Genomic DNA, 18024 nt, shown 5'->3' on the forward strand with positions numbered 1-18024 from the left:
AGACTGCCGCGGTGACGTGGGCGTGCGGGTTCTTCGACAGCTCGGGTAGCGAAGGGGATCGTCGTGCATTCGGTTGTGGGGTTGATCGTTCGCGTTGGTTGTGTGTTGGCCATGATCGCGGCCGTGGTGGGGTTTGCCGCGCCGGCTTCGGCGGATTCGCCGTTGTGCGCTTGGCGGTTCATGTCCAACAGCACGGTGCTCAATGTTGCTTTCCCCGACGCGAACTCGACGTATTGGGTGATGCCCTATGCGCTGGGGCCGGGTGACTCGATCGAGTTGTCCGGGACCTACCCGGCCGCCCGGTACTTCTCGCTGAACACCTACGGGACCGATCTCGACACCGTGGACACGTTGCGCGACGACCAGATCGTCGCCGATCCGGGCAGTGCCAACCCGTTCGTCGACGCCGACGCCGAAGCGCTGCCCCCGGAACAGCGGCGTTGGCACGCCACGTTGGTCAACGGGCCGGCCGATCACAGCCGGAACCAGTTGCAGGCTGTCGCGAATGGGCAGAGCACTCCGATCGGGTTGGTCATCGTCCGGGTCTATGTGCCCGACGATCCGAACTCGCCCAGCGGCGGCGTTCCGCTGCCGGATGTGAAGCTCTCGATCGCGGGCGCCGAGGTGCCGAGTCAGCCGTGCGCGCAGCCCTTCGACCCGGCCGCGTACACCGGCCCGGTCGCCGGCGTCGCCAAGGCCGCCTTCGACCAGGCGATCGCCGGGGCCGCCGCGAGCGCGTTCCCGGGTGGACGACCGGAGGCGACGTTCGGAAACCCGGCGAGCACGTCCGGGCTGTTCCCGAACGGCGACAACAAGTACATCGGGACGCGCATCAGTCACCAGCCGGGGCGCCTGCTGGTGGTGCGCGGTCGAGCACCGACCTTCCCGGACACCCGGGCGGGGCAATCGCCGACCGACCCGAACCAGCAGGTGCGGTACTGGTCGATGTGCCAGAACGATCTGCGCTCGCCCTACCCCGTCGTCGCCTGTGCGGCCGACTTCCAGACCGCGATCGACGGGTCCGGCCGGTACACCTATGTGGTCGCCGCGCCCGAAGATCTGCCCGCGAACCTCGACCCGGGCGTGACGGTGATTCCATGGGGAAGCACCGACGTCGACAAGGTGCTGTTCCTGCGGAACATGATCCCGAGCGCCGCCTTCTACCCGTCCTCGATCCAGGCCTCCCAGGACTCCGGCAGCGACCCGGCTACCACCATGGGCCCGTATTACCCGACGGCCGCCTACTGCAGCACCGAAACGCTGGCCGCAGGCGGTGCCGGAGCCTGCCTCGGCGACTGAACGCCCCGTTTCGACGCCCTGCGGGGCGGTGGCTTCTCAGCCGTCGATCGCGCGCTACCGTGGGCTCATGAGCGGTGAGCGAGTACCCGGCGGGGTGGTCCATGAGCTACCCGCCGACCTCCGCGCGGCACTGGCCGCCAACTCCGTGGCGCTCGAGGCCTGGCGCGACATCACCCCACTGGCCCGCAACGAGTTCATCTGCTGGGTCGAGGACGCCAAACAGGCCGCTACCCGGGAGCGGCGCATCCGCCGAACCCAGGAGGAACTGGAAGAGGGGCAGCGGCGGCCGTGCTGCTGGCCGGGATGCAAGCACCGCGAGCGCACTGGGCAATAGCGTCCCCGAGGAACTACTTCTGGATGGTGCGGGCGAGGATGCCGAGGGTGGCTCGCAGGGCCGACTCGGGAATGATCGGGAAGATGGCTGCTTCGCGGTAGCGGGGGGCGATCTTGCTCCAGTCGTAGTACGAGGTGACCAGTGTGCCGGTGTCGACGGCCGCCAGGCGATAGCCGTACCGGTGCTCGATCGGCGGCTGGATGGTGCCCGAGATCGTCCACTCGAGCTGGGTGTCCTGCTCGAATTCGGTGATGATCACTGTCACGTCGTACTTGCCCATCGGGAGGTCGTTGAGCGACTCGCGGTCCATGTGCACGATGAACTCGTCGCCGACGCCGGTGACGGGCTTGCCTTCCGCCGATTGCAGCATGCCCGAACTGTCGATGGCCACGTGCCCTTCGGGGGAACACAGCAGCGTGAAAATTTCCGCGGGTGACGCGGCGATATGCCGCTGGACCTCGAACCGTTCGACCGTCATGTCCCCCACCCTCGCACACTCGGCGCTCACACAGACCGCGTGCTGAACCGCCGAAGTCGCGGCCGTGCCGGTGGCTACGGGCAGTCCGGGGCGGCGGCGTCCACGAAGAGGGGTTCGTGCGCGCGGTTGATGTACGCGACGTACAACTCGGCCGGCTCGTTGCCGAGGTTGCGGCCTACGTGGACGTGGTCTGGGCCGACGGTCTCGGACAGGCCCTGACCGGCGGAGTATGTCGTCGGGACGCAGTCCGCCTCGTATCGGGTCACCTGGCCCGCGGTGACGAGAGCGAGGACATTGCCGTCGTGGTAGTGCCATCCGAGGGTGCCGCCGGGTGCGAGGGTGATCCGCCGGAAGGTGAACTCGCTGGGCAGCGTCGCGAAGGGGCTGAATGCGCTGATGTCGATCTCGGCCAGCGGTTCGACGGTCACGCCGGAGGACGGCGTGGCCGACGTCGACGGCGCGAGAACGACGACAGCGGCGGCGACCACGGCGCCGGCGAAAGCACTCCGGTGGAGGCGCATCTTCCCAGTATACGAGCCGGATTACCCGGCGATCAGACCCTTGGCGATGTGGGTGACCTGGATTTCATTGCTGCCCGCGTAGATCATCAGGGACTTGGCGTCGCGGGCGAGCTGTTCGACCTTGTACTCGGCCATGTAGCCGTTGCCGCCGAACAGCTGCACGGCCTCCATCGCGACCTCGGTGGCGGCGCGGGAGGAGTAGAGCTTCATCGCCGATGCCTCGGCGAGGGTCACCGCGTCGCCGGCGGCGGTGCGCTCGATGGCGTTGAACACCATGTTCTGCACGTTGATTCGCGCGATCTCCATCTCGGCCAGCTTCAACTGGATGAGCTGGAACTGCGCGATCTCCTTGCCCCACAGGGTGCGTGACTTGGCGTAGTCGATGCACAGGCGGTGGCATTCGTTGATGATGCCGAGCGCCAGGGAGGCGATGCCGATGCGCTCGGCCGCGAAAGACTCCTTGGCACTGGCCTTTCCGTCACCCTTGGCCGGGTTCTCGGTTTCGCCGAGCAGGCGGTCCGGGGTGATCCGGACGTTCTCGAAGAACAGTTCGCCGGTGGGCGAGGAGTTCATCCCCATCTTCTTGAACGCGGGGCTCTGCACGAAACCGGGCATGCCCTTGTCGAGCACGAACGCCAGCACCTTGCGGTCGCGTCGATCGAGGCCGTCCTCTTCGTCCAGCTTGGCGTAGACGATGGTGACGTCGGCATGCGGGCCGTTGGTGATGAAGGTCTTGCGGCCGTTGAGGATGTAGTCCTCGCCGTCACGACGGACGTAGGATTTCATGCCGCCGAAAGCGTCCGAACCCGAGTCCGGCTCGGTGATCGCCCAGGCGCCGACCTTGGCCATCGTGACCAACTCCGGCAGCCAGCGCTTCTTCTGGGCGAGCGTGCCGCGGCTGCGAATGGTGCCCGCGGTGAGACCGAGGCTCACCCCCATCGACGCCACCAGGCCGAGGCTCACACCGGCGAGTTCACTGTTGAGGACGACGCCCATGCTGCCCGCACCGCTGAATCCGCCGCTCGGCTTCCCCGAGCCGGTGGTGCCGGATTCTTCACGGGCGAGGGACTTTTCGAGTCCCTCGCGCGCCATCTCGTCGAGTCCGAACGTCGCGAACAACTTGCGGATGATGTCGAACGGCGGCAGCGCGCCGCTTTCCAGCTGCTCGATGTGCGGGGTGACCTCCTTGGCGATGAAGGCACGCACCGCGTCGCGGAACATCAGGTCTTCGTCGGACCACTGATACATGTCGTGAACTCCCGAGGGATCGCCGGAACTGTCCCTCGAATATAGAACACGTTCTAATTCTTCTGGCGGGACGCCGCGATGTCACACGTCCGGTCAGACGAAGGTGCGGGTGATGATCGGGGCGACGAAATCCTCGAGCATGGCGCGTTCGTCGGCCTCGTCGCGGCCGGGAGCGGCCAGCAGGGAGACGATGATGCGGGTGAGCCAGCGGGCGAGGCGGCTGCGTTCGGGGTCGGTCAGGTCGGTGTCGGTGAACATGGCCGCGGCGAGGGATTCGATGACGTCGGAGTCCTGGCTGATGCGGCCCGCGGTGCCGGAGTCGCCGGGGCGGAACCAGGCGATGAGCAGGGGGTTGGCGCGGACTTCCCGCAGGGCGCCGAGCATGGCCGCGATGACTCGGGCGCCGGGGTCGGTGATGTCGCTGACCTGGTCGTTCAGGTTGGCGACGATGCGGCGGGTTTCGCGGTGGACGAAGGCGATGCGGACCGCGTGCCGGTTGTCGAAGTAGCGGTAGAGGGTGGCGCGGGAGCAGCCGGCGGCCTTGGCGATGTCGGCCATGCCGACCGCGGCGACGCCGTGTTCGGCGAAGAGTTCGGCGGCCGCGTCGAGGATGCGTTCGGCGGCCAGGTCGGCCCGCTCGGTGGTCAGCCAGTCGCCGCTCATGCGCCCACCGTACGGAACGGCACCGAGACGGGCCAGCGCACGTAGTTGCCGTGCGACCACCGCACCGCGTCGAGGTCGACGGTGAAGTCCGGGCAGCGAGTGAGCAGTTCCTCCAGCGCGACCCGGGCCTGCATGCGGGCCGCGGCCGCACCGAGGCAGTGGTGGTGGCCGTGGCTGAAGGAGAGAATGCGCTTGGGGTTACGGCGGATGTCGAGTTCGGCTGCGGTGGCGCCGAATTCGCGTTCGTCGCGGTTGCCCGAGCCGTAGAGCAGCAGCACGCGACGCCCCTCGGGGATGGTCGTGTCGTGCAACTCGACATCGCGAGTGGTCGTGCGAGCCAGACCCTGCACCGGTGAGGTCATCCGGAGGAACTCCTCGATCGAGTCCGGGATGAGCGTGGGGTCGTCGATGAGCAGCTGGCACTGGTCCCGATTGGCGGTGAGCAACTGGACCGCGCCGCCGAGATTACCGGTGGTGGTGTCGTTGCCGCCGGTGATCATGGTGAAGGCGAAACCGAGAATGGCGATCAGGCCCTCGTTGTCACCGTCGGCGCCCAGGCCGGAGGCCAGCAGATGCGAGATGGTGTCATCGCCCGGTTCCAGGCGACGGCGGGCGATCAGTTCACCGAAGTAGCCGACCATTTCACCGACCGCGGTGAAAGCGTTCTGGTCGCCCGCGGCCAGCCCGGCTCCGGCGACGGCACCGCCGACGATGTTGTCGGTCCACTCGTCGAACTTGCCGTGATCGCGTTCCGGGACACCGAGATAGTGGGCGACCACCATGGTGGGCAGCGGCTTGAACAGGTCCTTGACGATGTCGCCCTCCCCCGCCGCGCGCAGCCGCTCGATCCGTTCGACGACGAACTTGCGCACGGCGGGCTCGACCGAATTCACCTGGCGCGGCGTGAATCCCGGTGACACCCTGCGCCGGAAGTCGGTGTGTTCGGGCGGGTCCATGAACACGAATGGTTTGACACCGCCGAATCCGGCGGTCGCCAGGTCGATGTAGTCGACGGTGAGGCCCGCGGCGGAGGAGAAGGTGGCGGGGTCGCGCGCGGCGGTCCACACGTCGGCGTGCCGGGACAGGACGTAGAAGTCGTCGTCTGCGCGCCCGGCCGGGATCACCCGGTGCACGGGGTCGTGATCGCGCAGGGCGGCGTACATGGACCAGGGGTCTCGCCAGGTCTCTCCGGAGCGAAGCTCGAAGCCGACCGAATGAGACGTCGTTGTGCTCATGTATCCAAAATAAGACATATGAGTCCATATGTCTAAGGATTGGCCGAGATCCCGGAAAGAGCGAAGCCTCGGTGCGGGTGGCCGAATCGCCGAGCGCACCGAGGCTTCGAACCGGAGTCCTACGAGCCGCTACCGATCAGGCACCAGAGCCCGATGAGCGGGTGGTCGCACGGCAATCCCCACGACGGGCCGATCGGCTTGGCCTCGGCGGCGAGGGCTGGTCCGGTGCCGATCATGGCCGCGGAGCCGACCAGGGCGGCGATGACAAGGGTTCGTACAGTACGCATTTCGTTGTCCTTATATTCGATGCAGAGAGCGACAAGTGGAGCTCGGGTGCTAGTAGTCGCACTCGTAGGAGGACTTGCAGTGCAGGGAGCGCAGCAGCGTGTCGAAGAAGTCGGTCAGCGCGCTCCCCGTCGAGAGCTCGATCGGCACGGGTGCGCTGACCGGCGCGGGGATGCTCGATTCGGCGACAGCGGGCCCGGCCGCGACGACGGCTCCGAAGGCCAGGGCGGCGACGCTCGCGCCGAGCAGCTTGGTGAACGACATGGTCGATCCTTTGTTCGATGGATGTCGAATCGAAAACTGGTGCGCACCAGTGCATTCGACATCAGACACATCGACTCCAGAGCAGAAGTCGTTAACACAGGAAACTAAATTACCGAGTGGAAAAATCTGTTGCCTGACCGTTCGGCGTGTGGCCTGATCAAGGGGATGAAGCGACAGCGTCCGGGCAATGCCCGATCCGTGCGTGATGGGTTGAAACTGCACCGGCACGAGGTGCGGTCGGTGCGTGGTGCGCGGACGGTGATCACGTTGCGGCCGGGCACGCACGCTCGGTTCAGCACCAATCGGTTTCACGAGACCTGGCATGTGCTGTCCGACGATCATGGGGCGCGGCTGTTGGCACGGTTGCTGTGGGGACTGTTGTATCAGGCGCGGCCGGGGACGGTTGTGCTGATCGACCGGGAGTTCCTGGCGCCGACGCCGTTCGACGCGGATCCGGCCGATCCGATCGTACTGGTGCCGGGGTGGTGTACGCGGTTCGATGATCGGTCGGCCGCTGGATTGAAACAGATTCTGCCACTGGGTGATTCGTGTGGCACCGTGCGCTGGCAGACGTTCGGTCTGGATCGGATGCAGGACCCGGAGGCACGCGGAGAGTGGTGGGACCGGCGCCATCATCGGACGGTACGGGGACACATCGAGCGTCGGCGAGGACTGCTCGTACTCACGCCGAACACCCCGGAAGACGCCCGCGCCTGGGCACTACAGGCGAGCGCCCTCGATTCGACGCGCTACGGCACCGACCACGCCTACCTGGACCAATGGGATCACGGGCACGATGGGGAGATCCAGATCTTCCGGCGATTCCGGCCGATGGTGAGTGTCGCCCGGCAGGCGCGCACGCAAGTCCTCGCACGGGAGAACAGGCCAGGGGACCCCGACGGCTTGCGTGCGGCCGTATGGAGCCAGGCCGAAATCGTCCGGGGCGACGCGCATTTGCGGATTCGTGAGTGGAGCGTGCGTGGCTACGAGATCGGCCGAGCCGCCGCACCGATGCTGGCCGCTGCCGACGTGCACTCCCTCGACGAGCTCGAAGCGGTCGGCGCCGCCGAAACCTACCGGCGCCTGCGCGCGGCCGAGGTGAAGGGTCTGACACTGGAAATGCTGTGGGCGCTCGAGGGTGCGCTCACCTATCGCGATCGACGGATGATCAGCGCGGAACGCCGACGAGAACTGATCGCCGAGATCGGCGAAGCCCCCGCTCCGGCTACACCGCTGCCACGCCGGCGACTCCGATCGCCGGTCAGATCGCCACATGCCGTGATGTCCAGCGCACAGCGACGGTAGCGAGCCCCCGCACCGACGACCCCGCTGCCACGCCGCCGACACCGGTCACCGGTCAGATCGCCACATGCCGTGATGTCCAGCGCACAGCGACGGTAGCGAGCCCCCGCACCGATTACACCTGGGCGACGCCGTCGACACCGATCACCAGTGCGGTCGTCATACGCCGTGATGTCCGGCGCACGGCGAACGTAGCGGGCCCGCACCAAGGCGCCTTCGCCCCTCGCCCCGGGCACGGTGTTGGACGGTTGATCACCAGGCACTCACGCAAGCATCGGTCGAGAAGCGAACGCCACCAGTGCCTGGTGATCAATGGTCCAGATCTGCGGTCAGGCGGCGTTCACGATCGACATGGCGATGCCGTCGAGGATGTCGTGTTCGCTGACGACGAGTTCGGTGACGCCGGCGCGGCGGGCGAGTTCGTCGGCGAGGACCTCGGTGATGACCGCGCCGCCGCCGATCACGTCGACGCGGCCGGGGTGCATCGGGCCGAGGGCGGCGCGCTCGTCGTGGTCCATGGCGATCAGGCGGTCGCAGACCTGGTGCACCTCGGCCAGGCTGAGGCGGGTCAGGTGGACGCGGGAGGCGTCGTATTCGGGGAGGTCGAGGGCGACGGCGGTGATCGTGGTCATCGTGCCCGCCACACCGACCCAGGTGTGCACCTGGTCGACCGGGACCTTCGCGAACGCTTCGTCGAGCCGCTGCTGGGCGAATTCCCGTGCGGCGGTGATCTGTTCAGCGGTGGGCGGATTGCCGGGCAGACAGCGTTCGGTGACGCGTACGCAGCCGATGTCGGCGGAATGCGCTGCCTGGACGCCGTTCTCGTCGCCGACGACCAACTCGGTCGACCCGCCGCCGAGATCGACCACCACGAAAGGCCCGGCGTCGGCGGACAATTCGCCGACGGCACCGGCGAACGACAGCCGCGCCTCCTCGTCACCGGTGATCACCTCGGCGACCGCGCCCGGCACGACCTGGCCGAGTTCGGTGCGGGTCATCTCGAAGAAGTCGTCGCGATTGGCAGCGTCGCGGGTGGCGGAGGTGGCGACCATCCGCACGCGCGTCACGCCGGTCGCCGTCATCACGTCCACGTAGTCGGCCAGCGCGGCCCGCGTGCGTTCGATCGCCTCGGGGGCGAGACGACCGGTGGCGTCGACGCCCTGGCCGAGCCGGACGATGCGCATCTCGCGGTGCACGTCGGTCAGGCCACCGTCGGCGCCGACCTCGGCGACCAGCAGCCGGATCGAGTTGGTTCCGCAGTCCACTGCGGCGATGCGCTCACCCATGGTTCCTCCTGATCTCCGGCGCCATGCACCGGTCGCTGCCCGCGATTATGCCTGCTACACCGACACCCTGGCCCCGACCGCTCGACACCGGTACCAACGCCCGCCGAACCCTGCCCTGCCCGTCGGCCCGATCGGCCGCCGCCGCTCGCCATAACCGCCGCGCCCGGCCCAGCTCATCGGCCGGATCAGACGCCGCCGACCGCCGTAATCGCCGGCCCCGGCCTCCTCGTCGGCTGGATCGGACACCGTCGCCCGCCGTGTGTCGAGGCTCTGCCCAGCTCGTCAGCCGTATCGGACACCGTCGCCCGCAGCAACGCCGGGGCCAGCTCGTTGGCTGGATCAGCCGCCGCTCGCCGTGACTGTCGGGCCCCGGCTTTCTCGTCGGCCGGATCGGACCGCCGCTCGCTGTAATCGTCGGACCCGGCCCAGTTCATCGGCCGGATCGGACGCTGCCGCTCGGCCGTGGTTGGACGGCCTCCTAGGCCGACTCGTCGGAGGTGTGGATTGCGGGCCAGTCGGCGGGGACGGCGGTGCCGCGTAGTCCGGCCTCGGCGGCCAAGGCGACCGATTCGTCGCCGAAGGGGTTCACGCCTGGGCCCTTGGCCAGGGAGTGGGCGATCAGGACGTGCAGGCATTTCACGCGGTCGGGCATGCCGCCGCCGGTGAAATCGGTGCCGAGGGACTCGATCTCGTTGCGTTCGGCCAGGTAGGACTCGTGTGCGGCGCGGTAGGCGGCGGCCAGTTCGGGGTCGGTGGCGAGGCGTTCGGTCATCTCGCGCATCACCCCGGCCGATTCCTGACGGCTCGCCTCGGCGGTCAGGCGGGGGTCGGTCAGGTAGTAGAGGGTGGGGAACGGGGTGCCGTCGGGTAGGCGCGGGGCGGTCTTCACCACGGCGGGGCGGCCGTCTGGGGTGCGGTAGGCGATGGCGAGGACACCGCGCGGCTCGCGGCCCAATTGCTGGGCGATGATCTCGAGGTCGCGTTCGTTCGGTGCGGTCACCGTGGTCCTTCCGGGGCTGGTTCGGAGATGCTGCGCCACAGGTCGGTGTACCAGGGGTCGGGCGCCGCGGTGCGGGTACTCATCGGCGGCGGCGCCGGTGCTTCGATGCCGGGAACCTGCACGATGTAGGGGGTTTCGCCGGGCATCACCAGGCGCAACCGGTCGCGCGCCTCGGAGCGGATGTAGGCCGGGTCCTCCTGCTGGGCCCGGCGATCGCGCAGGGCGGCGAGGTCGGCGTCGAGTTCGGCGCGCTGCTGGGCCAGTGCGGTGGCTTCGGCGCGCTGGCTGAAGTAGGTGCGGGTGGGCACCGCCAGGGTCAGCGCCAGGCCGCACAGCACGGCCGCGAGGACCACCGCCTTACCGGTCGAGAGACCGAGGATGGTGTGTTCGTTGCGGTCGAGCTTGCCGCCGGTCTTGCGCTTGGTGCCGGTCGCGGATTCGGGGCGACGGCGCGTGGTGCGTTTGGCCGCCGCGGGGCGGCCGGGCGCGTCGAGGTGACTGGGGCGGGAGCGCGCGGCCCGCGACGTGCGGCGGTCGCCTCGTCCACCCGGACTGGTCCCACGCGCACGTCGCTCGGTCATTCGCTCCCTACCCTGTCATCCGATCAGAAATCGCCGGTGAAACGCGGGAAGGCCACGTCACCGGCATAGCGTGCCGAATCACCGAGGGCGTCCTCGATGCGCAGCAGCTGGTTGTACTTGGCGACGCGCTCCGAGCGAGCGGGGGCGCCGGTCTTGATCTGGCCCGAGCCGACGGCGACCGCGAGGTCGGCGATGGTGGTGTCCTCGGTCTCGCCCGAACGGTGCGACATCATGGTCTTGTAGCCGTTGCGGTGCGCGAGCTCGACGGCGTCGAGGGTCTCGGTGAGGGTGCCGATCTGGTTGACCTTCACCAGCAGCGCGTTGGCCGCGCCCTTGGCGATGCCCTCTTCGAGGCGCTCGGGGTTGGTGACGAACAGGTCGTCGCCGACGAGCTGCACCTTGTCGCCGATGGCGTCGGTGAGCGCGACCCAGCCGTCCCAGTCGTCCTCCGAGAGCGGGTCCTCGATGGAGACCAGCGGGTACCGGGTGAGCAGATCCGCGTAGAACTCGCCCATCTCGGCGGCGGTGCGGACCTTGCCCTCGAACTTGTAACCCTCGCCCTCGGTGTGGAACTCGGTGGCGGCCACGTCGAGCGCCAGCGCCACATCGGTGCCGAGCTTGTAACCCGCGCGCTCGATGGCGACGCTGATCAGGTCGAGCGCCTCCACGGTGCCCGCGACGTCGGGGGCGAAGCCGCCCTCGTCACCGAGACCGGTGGACAGGCCCTTCTCCTTGAGCACGGCCTTGAGCGAGTGGTACACCTCGGTGCCCCAGCGCAGCGCCTCGCGGAAGGTGGGGGCGCCGATCGGGGCGACCATGAATTCCTGCACGTCCACACCGGTGTCGGCGTGCGCGCCACCGTTGAGGATGTTCATCATGGGCACGGGCAGCACGTGGGCGTTCGGGCCGCCCAGGTAGCGGAACAGCTCGAGCCCCGAGGACTCGGCCGCGCCGCGCGCGACGGCCAGCGACACGCCGAGCAGGGCGTTCGCGCCGAGGCGGGACTTGTCGGGGGTGCCGTCCAGGTCGAGAAGGACCTGGTCGACGGTGCGCTGCTCGACGGCGTCGAGGCCGATGATGGCGGGCGCGATCTCGTCGAGGACACCCTCGACGGCCTTGGTGACACCCTTGCCGCCGTAGCGGTCGCCGCCGTCACGCAGCTCGACGGCCTCGTGCTCACCGGTGGACGCGCCGGACGGCACGTCTGCCCTGGTCAGGGTGCCGTCGTCGAGGGCGATCTCGACCTCGACAGTGGGATTGCCGCGAGAATCCAGAATCTCGCGAGCTCCGACCTGTTCGATGATGGCCACGAAAACGACTCCTTACGACGGAAGGCACGGTAGGTATCACGGGATTGGCCGTGCGGTGCCGAGCCTATCGTCTCGGCGTGACGTGGAGTAACCGGCACTCCGGGCGACCACGACTAGGCACGGCGCCCGATGCTGTACGCCGCGGCCCGGTCCCGCACCACATGCATGTATTTGTTGGACTGGTTGTAGGCGAACAGGGCGCGCTGCCAGCCATCGGCCGAGGTGAGGTCGCCGCCGCGGGTGCACAGGTAGCGGGCGGCGGTGAGCGCGGCGTCGTCGATGTTCTGCGGGTCGAGCACGCCGTCGCCGTTGGCGTCGACCGCCCAGCGCTTCCAGGTCTCGGGGATGAACTGCAGCGGGCCGACCGCGCGGTCGTAGACGGTGTCGCCGTCGAGGGCGCCGCCGTCGGTGTCGCGGATCTCGGCATTGCCCTTGGTGCCGTCGAGGGCGACGCCGATGATCGCGGGGCGCACGGTGCCATCGGCATCGATGCCCGCGCCGCGATGGGTGCCGTGGCCGCTCTCCACGCTGGCGATCCCGGCCAGTGTGGTCCAGGCGATCCCGCACTCGGGCCGCGACTTGGCCATCACCGCGGCCGCGTACCCGTAGGCCTCGAGGGCGATCGGTTCGATGCCGAGCGCGCCGGATTGCTCGCCGGCCCACCCGGCCAATTGCGCGGCTGCCCGGCCGGGCGCTTCGACATCGATGACGGGCAGCGCGGCGCCGGGTCCCGGCGGCATGTCACCGGGGATGGACGCGAGCGAACTGCACCCCGCGAGCAGCGCGGCCATCGCCACGGCGGCGAAGACGCCGACTTTCTGCACAGACACCCGCTCAATCATCCAGATCCACGGGCCTCGACGCACCTCTCACAGCGAGTTCTCAGAGTCGACGCGATATCGATCACCCGATCAGGTCGGCCGTCGCCTGGTGCGCGGGGCCCGCCAGCACGGTTGCCGGGGCACCGGATTCGACGACCCGTCCGTGGTCGAGGGTGCGGAGTTCGGTGCAGTGCTTGGTGACCAGTGCCATGTCGTGGCTGATCAGGAGGACGGCGGTGCCGTGTTCGGCGCGCAGGTGATCGAGCAGGGTCATGATGGCGGCGGCGGTGGCGGTGTCGAGGGCGGTGGTGATCTCGTCGCAGATCAGGACGGCCGGTTTCGCCGCGAGAGCGCGGGCCAGGGCGACGCGTTGGCGTTGGCCGCCGGAGAGTTCATGGGGGTGGCGGGTGGACAGGTCGGTGGGGAGTTCCACGTCGGCGAGCAGAGTGGCTACGTGGGCGCGGACCTCGTGGCGCGGGACCCGGGCGATGCGGCGCAGCGGGCGGGCGAGGGTTTGCTCGACGGTGCGGCGGGGGTTCAGGGCGGCAAGGGGATTCTGCGTGACCAGTTGAATTCCATTGACCTCGGACTTGATTCGCCTGCGTCGACCGACCACGGTTCGCACACCTCGCAATTCGACAGTCCCCGTCGCCGATGTGTGCAATCCCGCGATCACCCGAGCCAGAGTCGTCTTCCCTGCCCCGGACGGCCCGACCACCGCCAACGCCTCCCCCGACCGCACGCTGAGCTCTACATCGGCGAGCAACTCGTGGCCCTCCGCCCACGCCCCGATCCCGCTGGCCCGGAACACCACGCCCGCCGTAGGCGCATCCGCCGCCGAACCGGCTCCGGCACCGCTCGTCGGCCCGTTCTCGCCGGTCTCGAACGTAGACGCCGCTCGCCCGGGTTCATCGATCGGCTCGACCACGCCGGCCGGTCCACCGAGATCGCGCGCGGGTTTCGAGCCAGTCGGCCGGGCCGCACCATCCCGCTCGGCAACCAGACCGTTCCGTCCGCCCACCTCGGTGGACTTCGCCCCCGCTCCAGCGCCCCCGACGGTGCCGAGAGGCTCGGCGACCGGACGGCTCCGAGAGCATGCCTCGGCGGCAGCGCGGCCGCCGGCACCCGAGTCGTCGGCGATCGGCAAGACGTGGAGCGGGACGACCTCGACTACTTCGTCCGCGATGGCGTGAACGGTGGCGGTGTCGTGGCCGGAGAGCAGGATCGCGGTCGACTCGCTGGTGGCGAGATCGGTGATGAGGCGGGCTATTTCGGTACGGAGTGCGCCGTGCAGGCCCGCCAGGGGTTCGTCGAGGAGCAGGACGGTAGGGCGGCGGAGCACGGCGCGGGCGAGGGCGATGCGGCGTTGCTGGCCGCCGGAGAGGCGGCCGCAGCGGCGGCGCAGGAAGGTGGAGTCGAGGCCTACGCGTTCGAGGACGGCTCGGTGGTCGTCTGCGGTGGATGTGGGTGCGGCTTCGGCGAGGAGACTGCGCACCCGCATCAGCGGGTTCAGTTCGGAGCCGGGGTCCTGGCCGACATAGGCGATCCGCTCACGCCGAAATGACCGCAGCGCAACAGCATCGAGAATGAACACGTCCTGCCCGCCGACCCACACCGCGCCCTCGTGCCGCGCCCCGACCGGAAGATGCCCGAGCAACGCCCGCATCGCCGTCGACTTCCCCGCCCCCGACGCCCCGGTCAGCGCGGTAACCGTGCCCGCGACCAACCGAAACGACAGCGGCGCCAGCAACACCGCCCCGTTCTCGGCGACCACGCGCAACCCATCGACCACCACCACGTCGGCAGCGTCCCCTGCCATGGCATCCGCATGATCGACCCCTGCGGTGCTTCCGTCGACCGCCGAGGTCTCATACCCTCCCGTGCTGGTTCGCACAGAGGTCGTTGCACCAGAACCTGGGTCGGCCGCGCTGGTCGGGGCGTTCTTCTTCGACGTGACGCGTCGACGGTTCGTGGTGCCGCCGGTGACGACCAGGTTGACCCCCACCGCGACGATGGCGATGGCGGCGCTGGGGGCCAGGACGGACCAGGGGTTGAGGAGGAGGCCGGGGGCGTTGTCGCGGACCATGATCGCCCAGTTGTCGGGGCCGATGCCGGGGAGGCCGAGGAAGGCGACGGTGCTGACGAGGTAGACGGCGACGACGAAGCGGAGGCCGAGCTGAGTGGCGAAGACGGCGCGGAGGTTGGGGAGGACCTCCCGGAAGACCAGGTGCGGGAGGGATTCCCCGCTGGCGATCGCGGCTTCGATGTAGCCGGTGCTCGCGATGCTCGCCGCCGCGGCCGCGAAGAGGCGGGCGCAATAGGGCACGCCGAACACCAGGGCGACGGTGATCAACGCGGCCTCCCCGCCCTGGGGCCACGCGGTGAGCACGAGCAGGATGCCGAGCACCGCCGGGAGCAGGATGACCAGGTCACCGGCGAGTTCGATGACCGCCCCCGCGCGCGGCCGCACCGCGGCGACCGTCCCGAGCACCGCCGACAACACCGTCACCGCCACCGCGATCACCGCCGAGACCACCAGCAGATGCGTTCCCCCGGTGAGCAGGTGGCTGAGCACATCGCGCCCCAGCCGATCGGTGCCGAGCAGCGCTTCCCCACTCGGCGGCGCGAACGGCATCCCCACCGCCCGCTCCACCGGATGGGGCGCGAGCATCGGCCCGACGACCGCGAGCAGCACCACCAGCCCCACGCCCGCCGCCACCGACCACCGCCACCACCTGGACGGTCGATCACCAGGCACTGGTGTCACCGTCGATCGAGAGGCCGCCGCCACCAGTGCCTGGTGATCTTGATCCGCGGGGGTGTGGTGCGTCATCGGGCGCCTCGGGAGGCCCAGGTGCGGGCGAAGTCGGCGGTGGCGAGGAGGGCCATGATGACGATGGCGGTGAGGGCGACCACGGCGGCGACGGTCGCGGTGTCGCGGTCGGCGACGGAACCGGCGAGGACGGCGCCGATGCCGGGGTAGTTGAACAGGGTCTCGACGACGAGGGCGCCGCCGAAGAGCATGCCGACGGAGGTGGCGTATCCGGCGACGATGGTCGGGACGGCGAAGGGCAGCAGGTGCCGCAGGAGGACGGTGCGGGGCGGAAGTCCTTCCAGCACGGCGCTTTCCACGTGCGGTGCGGTGGCGACGTCGAGGAGGGCCGAGCGCACGATCCGAGTGTTCCAGCCGATCTGCGGGATCGCCAGCGCGAGGACGGGCAGGATCAACATCTCCGGACCGGCGGGGAAGCCGGATCGACCGGTGATGGTCACCGCGGGGAGCAACCCGGTCGCCAAGGAGAACACCAGGATCAGCAGTGTGCCGCAGACGAATTCGGGCACCGCGACGGAGACGGTGGTGGCCGGTTGCAGGACGCGGGCACCGAAGGCGTTGGGGCGCAGGGCCCACCAGCAGCCGAGGGCCAGCGACAACACCACCGTGAGCACGAGGGCGATGCCACCGAGCAGCAGCGTCTGCGGGAACTTGTCGGCCAGCAGCGCGCCGATCGAACTCCCGCGTGCGGTCTGCCCGAAATCGCCGGTGAGCACCCCGGAGATCCAGTGCCAGAACTGCACCGGCAAGGCGCGATCGAGGCCGAGCTCGTGTTCCTTGGCCATGAGCTCGGCCTGATCGGCGTCGCGGCCCAGCGCGGAACGGGCCGCACTGCCGGGCAGCAGGTCCACCGCGACGAACACGATGGCGAGCAGCACCACCAGCAGCCCGAGCCGCCGCAGCACCGGAACGACGAAGGCCCGCACCGTGTTCACGCCAGCCAGGCGCGTTCCAGCTGGACCCGGGCGAAGCCGCCGAGCGTCGGCAGGTCACGCACCGAGGACGCCGCGATGTCGATCCCGTCGGCCATGCCCCACACGAGATAGCCACCGCGCTCGAACTGGATGCGCTGGATCTCCTTGCAGGCCTGGATGTACTCGTCACCGGAGGCGGCCAGCGCGCGGGCGGTGGCGGCGTCGAATTCCGCGTCGTGGAAGGCGGTTTCATTGCGGTTGGTGCCCGAGGACATCAGCTTCTCGGCGAAGAACACCACCGAGTCGTTGGTGCCCCACGACACCGTGTACAGCGGCGCGGTGAGCCAGACATCGTCGTAGAAGGCGGCGGGCTCGACCACCTGTACGTCGAGACGCACGCCGATCTCGGCGAGCTGGGTGGCGATCACCTTCGCCGATTCGACCTCACCGGCGACCTCGGCCTTGGTGACGAAGGGGTAACCGCGGCCGGTGTCGAAACCCGCCTCGCGCAGCAGGGTCTTCGCGCGCTCGACATCGCGGTCGCGGCGGGCGAGGGCGGTGTCGTAGGCGGGGTCGGCGGTGCCGAGGATGTCGGCGGCGACGGTGCCGAAGCCGGAGTGCACCTGGTTGACCAGCGCGGTCCGGTCGACACCGAGGCGCAGCGCGGTGCGCACCCTGGCATCGGCGAACGGACCGTCGGCGGTGCGCATGGCGACGCCGACCATGGTGTCGTCCGGCCGCCGGACGACCTGCAGGTCACCGCGTCCGGCGGCGGTACGCCCGGCGATGGCGCCGACATTGGAGGCCAGGTCGATCTGACCGCCGATGGCCGCGTTGCCGAGCGCGGTGACGCTGTCGAACATGGTCACCTCGATGGCGTCGAGCAGCGGCGGCGCGCCGTGCCAGTCCTCGTTGCGGACCAGTCGCGCGGTACCGCCCTGGAAGGACTCGAGCCGGAACGGGCCGGTGCCGATCGCGGCGGTGAAGTCGGTGGTGCCCCGCGGAACGGTGAAGGTCATCAGCCGGAGCAGCAGCGGCAGTTGGGTATTGGGTTCGGGCACGGTGAACACGACGCGGTGGGGGCCGTCGGCGGTGAGGTCGTCCTCGGCGACCGGCATCTTCGACGCACCGCCGACCGAGCGCAGCCTGCGCATCGACCACACCACGTCCTCGGCGGTGACCGGCGCGCCGTTGTGGAACTTCGCGCCCTCGGCGATGGTGAAGGTCCAGCGGCGGTTGTCGGCGTCGGCTTCCCAGTGCGAGGCCAGCCGCGGGGCGACGGTCGGATCGGCGCCGGGAACGGTGAGCGCGTCGTAGACCAGCGAGGCGATCAGGAAATCGCTGTCGTTGCTGAGATTGCCGTGCGGATCGCGTTCGATTCTGGCGGCGGTGCCGAGCGCGCCGACCCGCAGTGTGCCGCCCCGCTGGGCGGTGCCGGAGCCGTCCTCGCTCGTGCACGCGGCCGCGAGCAGCAGTGCGGTGACGCCGATCCCGGATTGCAGCAGTTGTCTGCGCGTGATCCCCATCGTGTTGTTGCCTTCCCTCAGAACCGCGTGCGCCGGAACCCCTTTTCCGACAAAGCAAACCAGGCGAGGCTAACCTGAAATGGATGCCGGATGGTGGTGATCATCACGACCGATACCGAACCGC

General features: G+C 69.2%; 18 protein-coding genes. 3 read left to right on the forward strand and 15 right to left on the reverse strand.

The features are described 5' to 3' along the window. Positions 1-111: 111 nt before the first annotated feature. Together ACFVVM_RS13125 and ACFVVM_RS13130 are read left to right on the forward strand one after the other, a co-directional pair. Positions 112-1299, forward strand: a complete 1188-nt coding sequence (locus tag ACFVVM_RS13125) for a hypothetical protein (RefSeq protein ID WP_387617079.1) — start codon at positions 112-114, stop codon at positions 1297-1299. A gap of 67 nt (positions 1300-1366) precedes the next feature. After that, a complete protein-coding gene (locus ACFVVM_RS13130; RefSeq protein WP_387617081.1) occupies positions 1367-1633 on the forward strand; it encodes a YdeI/OmpD-associated family protein in 267 nt (88 codons plus the stop codon). A gap of 13 nt (positions 1634-1646) precedes the next feature. On the opposite strand, the gene ACFVVM_RS13135 is transcribed toward ACFVVM_RS13130, so the two are convergent. From ACFVVM_RS13135 to ACFVVM_RS13165, 7 genes are all read right to left on the reverse strand, one after another. Further along, positions 1647-2111, reverse strand: coding sequence for a polyketide cyclase (locus tag ACFVVM_RS13135; protein WP_387617083.1), 465 nt, complete (start codon positions 2109-2111; stop codon positions 1647-1649). A gap of 74 nt (positions 2112-2185) precedes the next feature. Then, positions 2186-2632 (reverse strand): cupin domain-containing protein, encoded by a 447-nt coding sequence (locus tag ACFVVM_RS13140; RefSeq protein WP_387617085.1) that lies wholly within the window; start codon positions 2630-2632, stop codon positions 2186-2188. Between the two features lie 21 nt (positions 2633-2653). Further along, positions 2654-3880, reverse strand: a complete 1227-nt coding sequence (locus tag ACFVVM_RS13145) for an acyl-CoA dehydrogenase family protein (RefSeq protein ID WP_387617087.1) — start codon at positions 3878-3880, stop codon at positions 2654-2656. 93 nt (positions 3881-3973) lie between these two features. Continuing rightward, positions 3974-4543, reverse strand: coding sequence for a TetR/AcrR family transcriptional regulator (locus tag ACFVVM_RS13150; RefSeq protein WP_387617089.1), 570 nt, complete (start codon positions 4541-4543; stop codon positions 3974-3976). Then, positions 4540-5778: a cytochrome P450 gene (locus tag ACFVVM_RS13155; protein ID WP_387617090.1), complete on the reverse strand. Its 1239-nt coding sequence runs from the start codon at positions 5776-5778 to the stop codon at positions 4540-4542. The genes ACFVVM_RS13150 and ACFVVM_RS13155 overlap by 4 nt, the downstream gene beginning before the upstream one ends. A gap of 119 nt (positions 5779-5897) precedes the next feature. Next, positions 5898-6065: a hypothetical protein gene (locus tag ACFVVM_RS13160; protein ID WP_387617092.1), complete on the reverse strand. Its 168-nt coding sequence runs from the start codon at positions 6063-6065 to the stop codon at positions 5898-5900. 49 nt (positions 6066-6114) lie between these two features. Continuing rightward, positions 6115-6327, reverse strand: a complete 213-nt coding sequence (locus tag ACFVVM_RS13165) for a hypothetical protein (protein ID WP_387617094.1) — start codon at positions 6325-6327, stop codon at positions 6115-6117. Positions 6328-6492: 165 nt separating this feature from the next. On the opposite strand from ACFVVM_RS13165, the gene ACFVVM_RS13170 reads away from it, so the two are divergent. Next, on the forward strand, positions 6493-7632 hold the full coding sequence (locus tag ACFVVM_RS13170) for a TfoX/Sxy family DNA transformation protein (protein ID WP_387617096.1): 1140 nt from the start codon (positions 6493-6495) through the stop codon (positions 7630-7632). A gap of 326 nt (positions 7633-7958) precedes the next feature. Here the strand turns inward: ACFVVM_RS13170 and ACFVVM_RS13175 are convergent, their stop codons facing one another. The 8 genes from ACFVVM_RS13175 to ACFVVM_RS13210 form a co-directional block, all read right to left on the reverse strand. Continuing rightward, on the reverse strand, positions 7959-8915 hold the full coding sequence (locus tag ACFVVM_RS13175; RefSeq protein WP_387617097.1) for an exopolyphosphatase: 957 nt from the start codon (positions 8913-8915) through the stop codon (positions 7959-7961). Between the two features lie 478 nt (positions 8916-9393). Then, positions 9394-9915, reverse strand: coding sequence for a DUF501 domain-containing protein (locus tag ACFVVM_RS13180; RefSeq protein WP_387617099.1), 522 nt, complete (start codon positions 9913-9915; stop codon positions 9394-9396). Further along, entirely contained in the window at positions 9912-10496 is a 585-nt protein-coding gene (locus ACFVVM_RS13185) for a septum formation initiator family protein (protein WP_387617101.1), read from the reverse strand. The genes ACFVVM_RS13180 and ACFVVM_RS13185 overlap by 4 nt, the downstream gene beginning before the upstream one ends. 23 nt (positions 10497-10519) lie before the next feature. Beyond that, positions 10520-11806 (reverse strand): phosphopyruvate hydratase, encoded by a 1287-nt coding sequence (gene eno, locus ACFVVM_RS13190; RefSeq protein WP_071930149.1) that lies wholly within the window; start codon positions 11804-11806, stop codon positions 10520-10522. A gap of 113 nt (positions 11807-11919) precedes the next feature. Beyond that, positions 11920-12648, reverse strand: coding sequence for a lytic transglycosylase domain-containing protein (locus tag ACFVVM_RS13195; RefSeq protein ID WP_387617103.1), 729 nt, complete (start codon positions 12646-12648; stop codon positions 11920-11922). 61 nt (positions 12649-12709) lie between these two features. Further along, entirely contained in the window at positions 12710-15385 is a 2676-nt protein-coding gene (locus ACFVVM_RS13200; RefSeq protein WP_387617105.1) for an ATP-binding cassette domain-containing protein, read from the reverse strand. Positions 15386-15456: 71 nt separating this feature from the next. Then, positions 15457-16395, reverse strand: a complete 939-nt coding sequence (locus ACFVVM_RS13205) for an ABC transporter permease (protein ID WP_387617107.1) — start codon at positions 16393-16395, stop codon at positions 15457-15459. Continuing rightward, positions 16392-17900 (reverse strand): ABC transporter substrate-binding protein, encoded by a 1509-nt coding sequence (locus ACFVVM_RS13210; protein ID WP_387617109.1) that lies wholly within the window; start codon positions 17898-17900, stop codon positions 16392-16394. The genes ACFVVM_RS13205 and ACFVVM_RS13210 overlap by 4 nt, the downstream gene beginning before the upstream one ends. Positions 17901-18024 lie beyond the last annotated feature (124 nt).

Origin of the sequence: Nocardia sp. NPDC058176, from assembly GCF_042883805.1 — a bacterium.
Taxonomy (GTDB): domain Bacteria; phylum Actinomycetota; class Actinomycetes; order Mycobacteriales; family Mycobacteriaceae; genus Nocardia.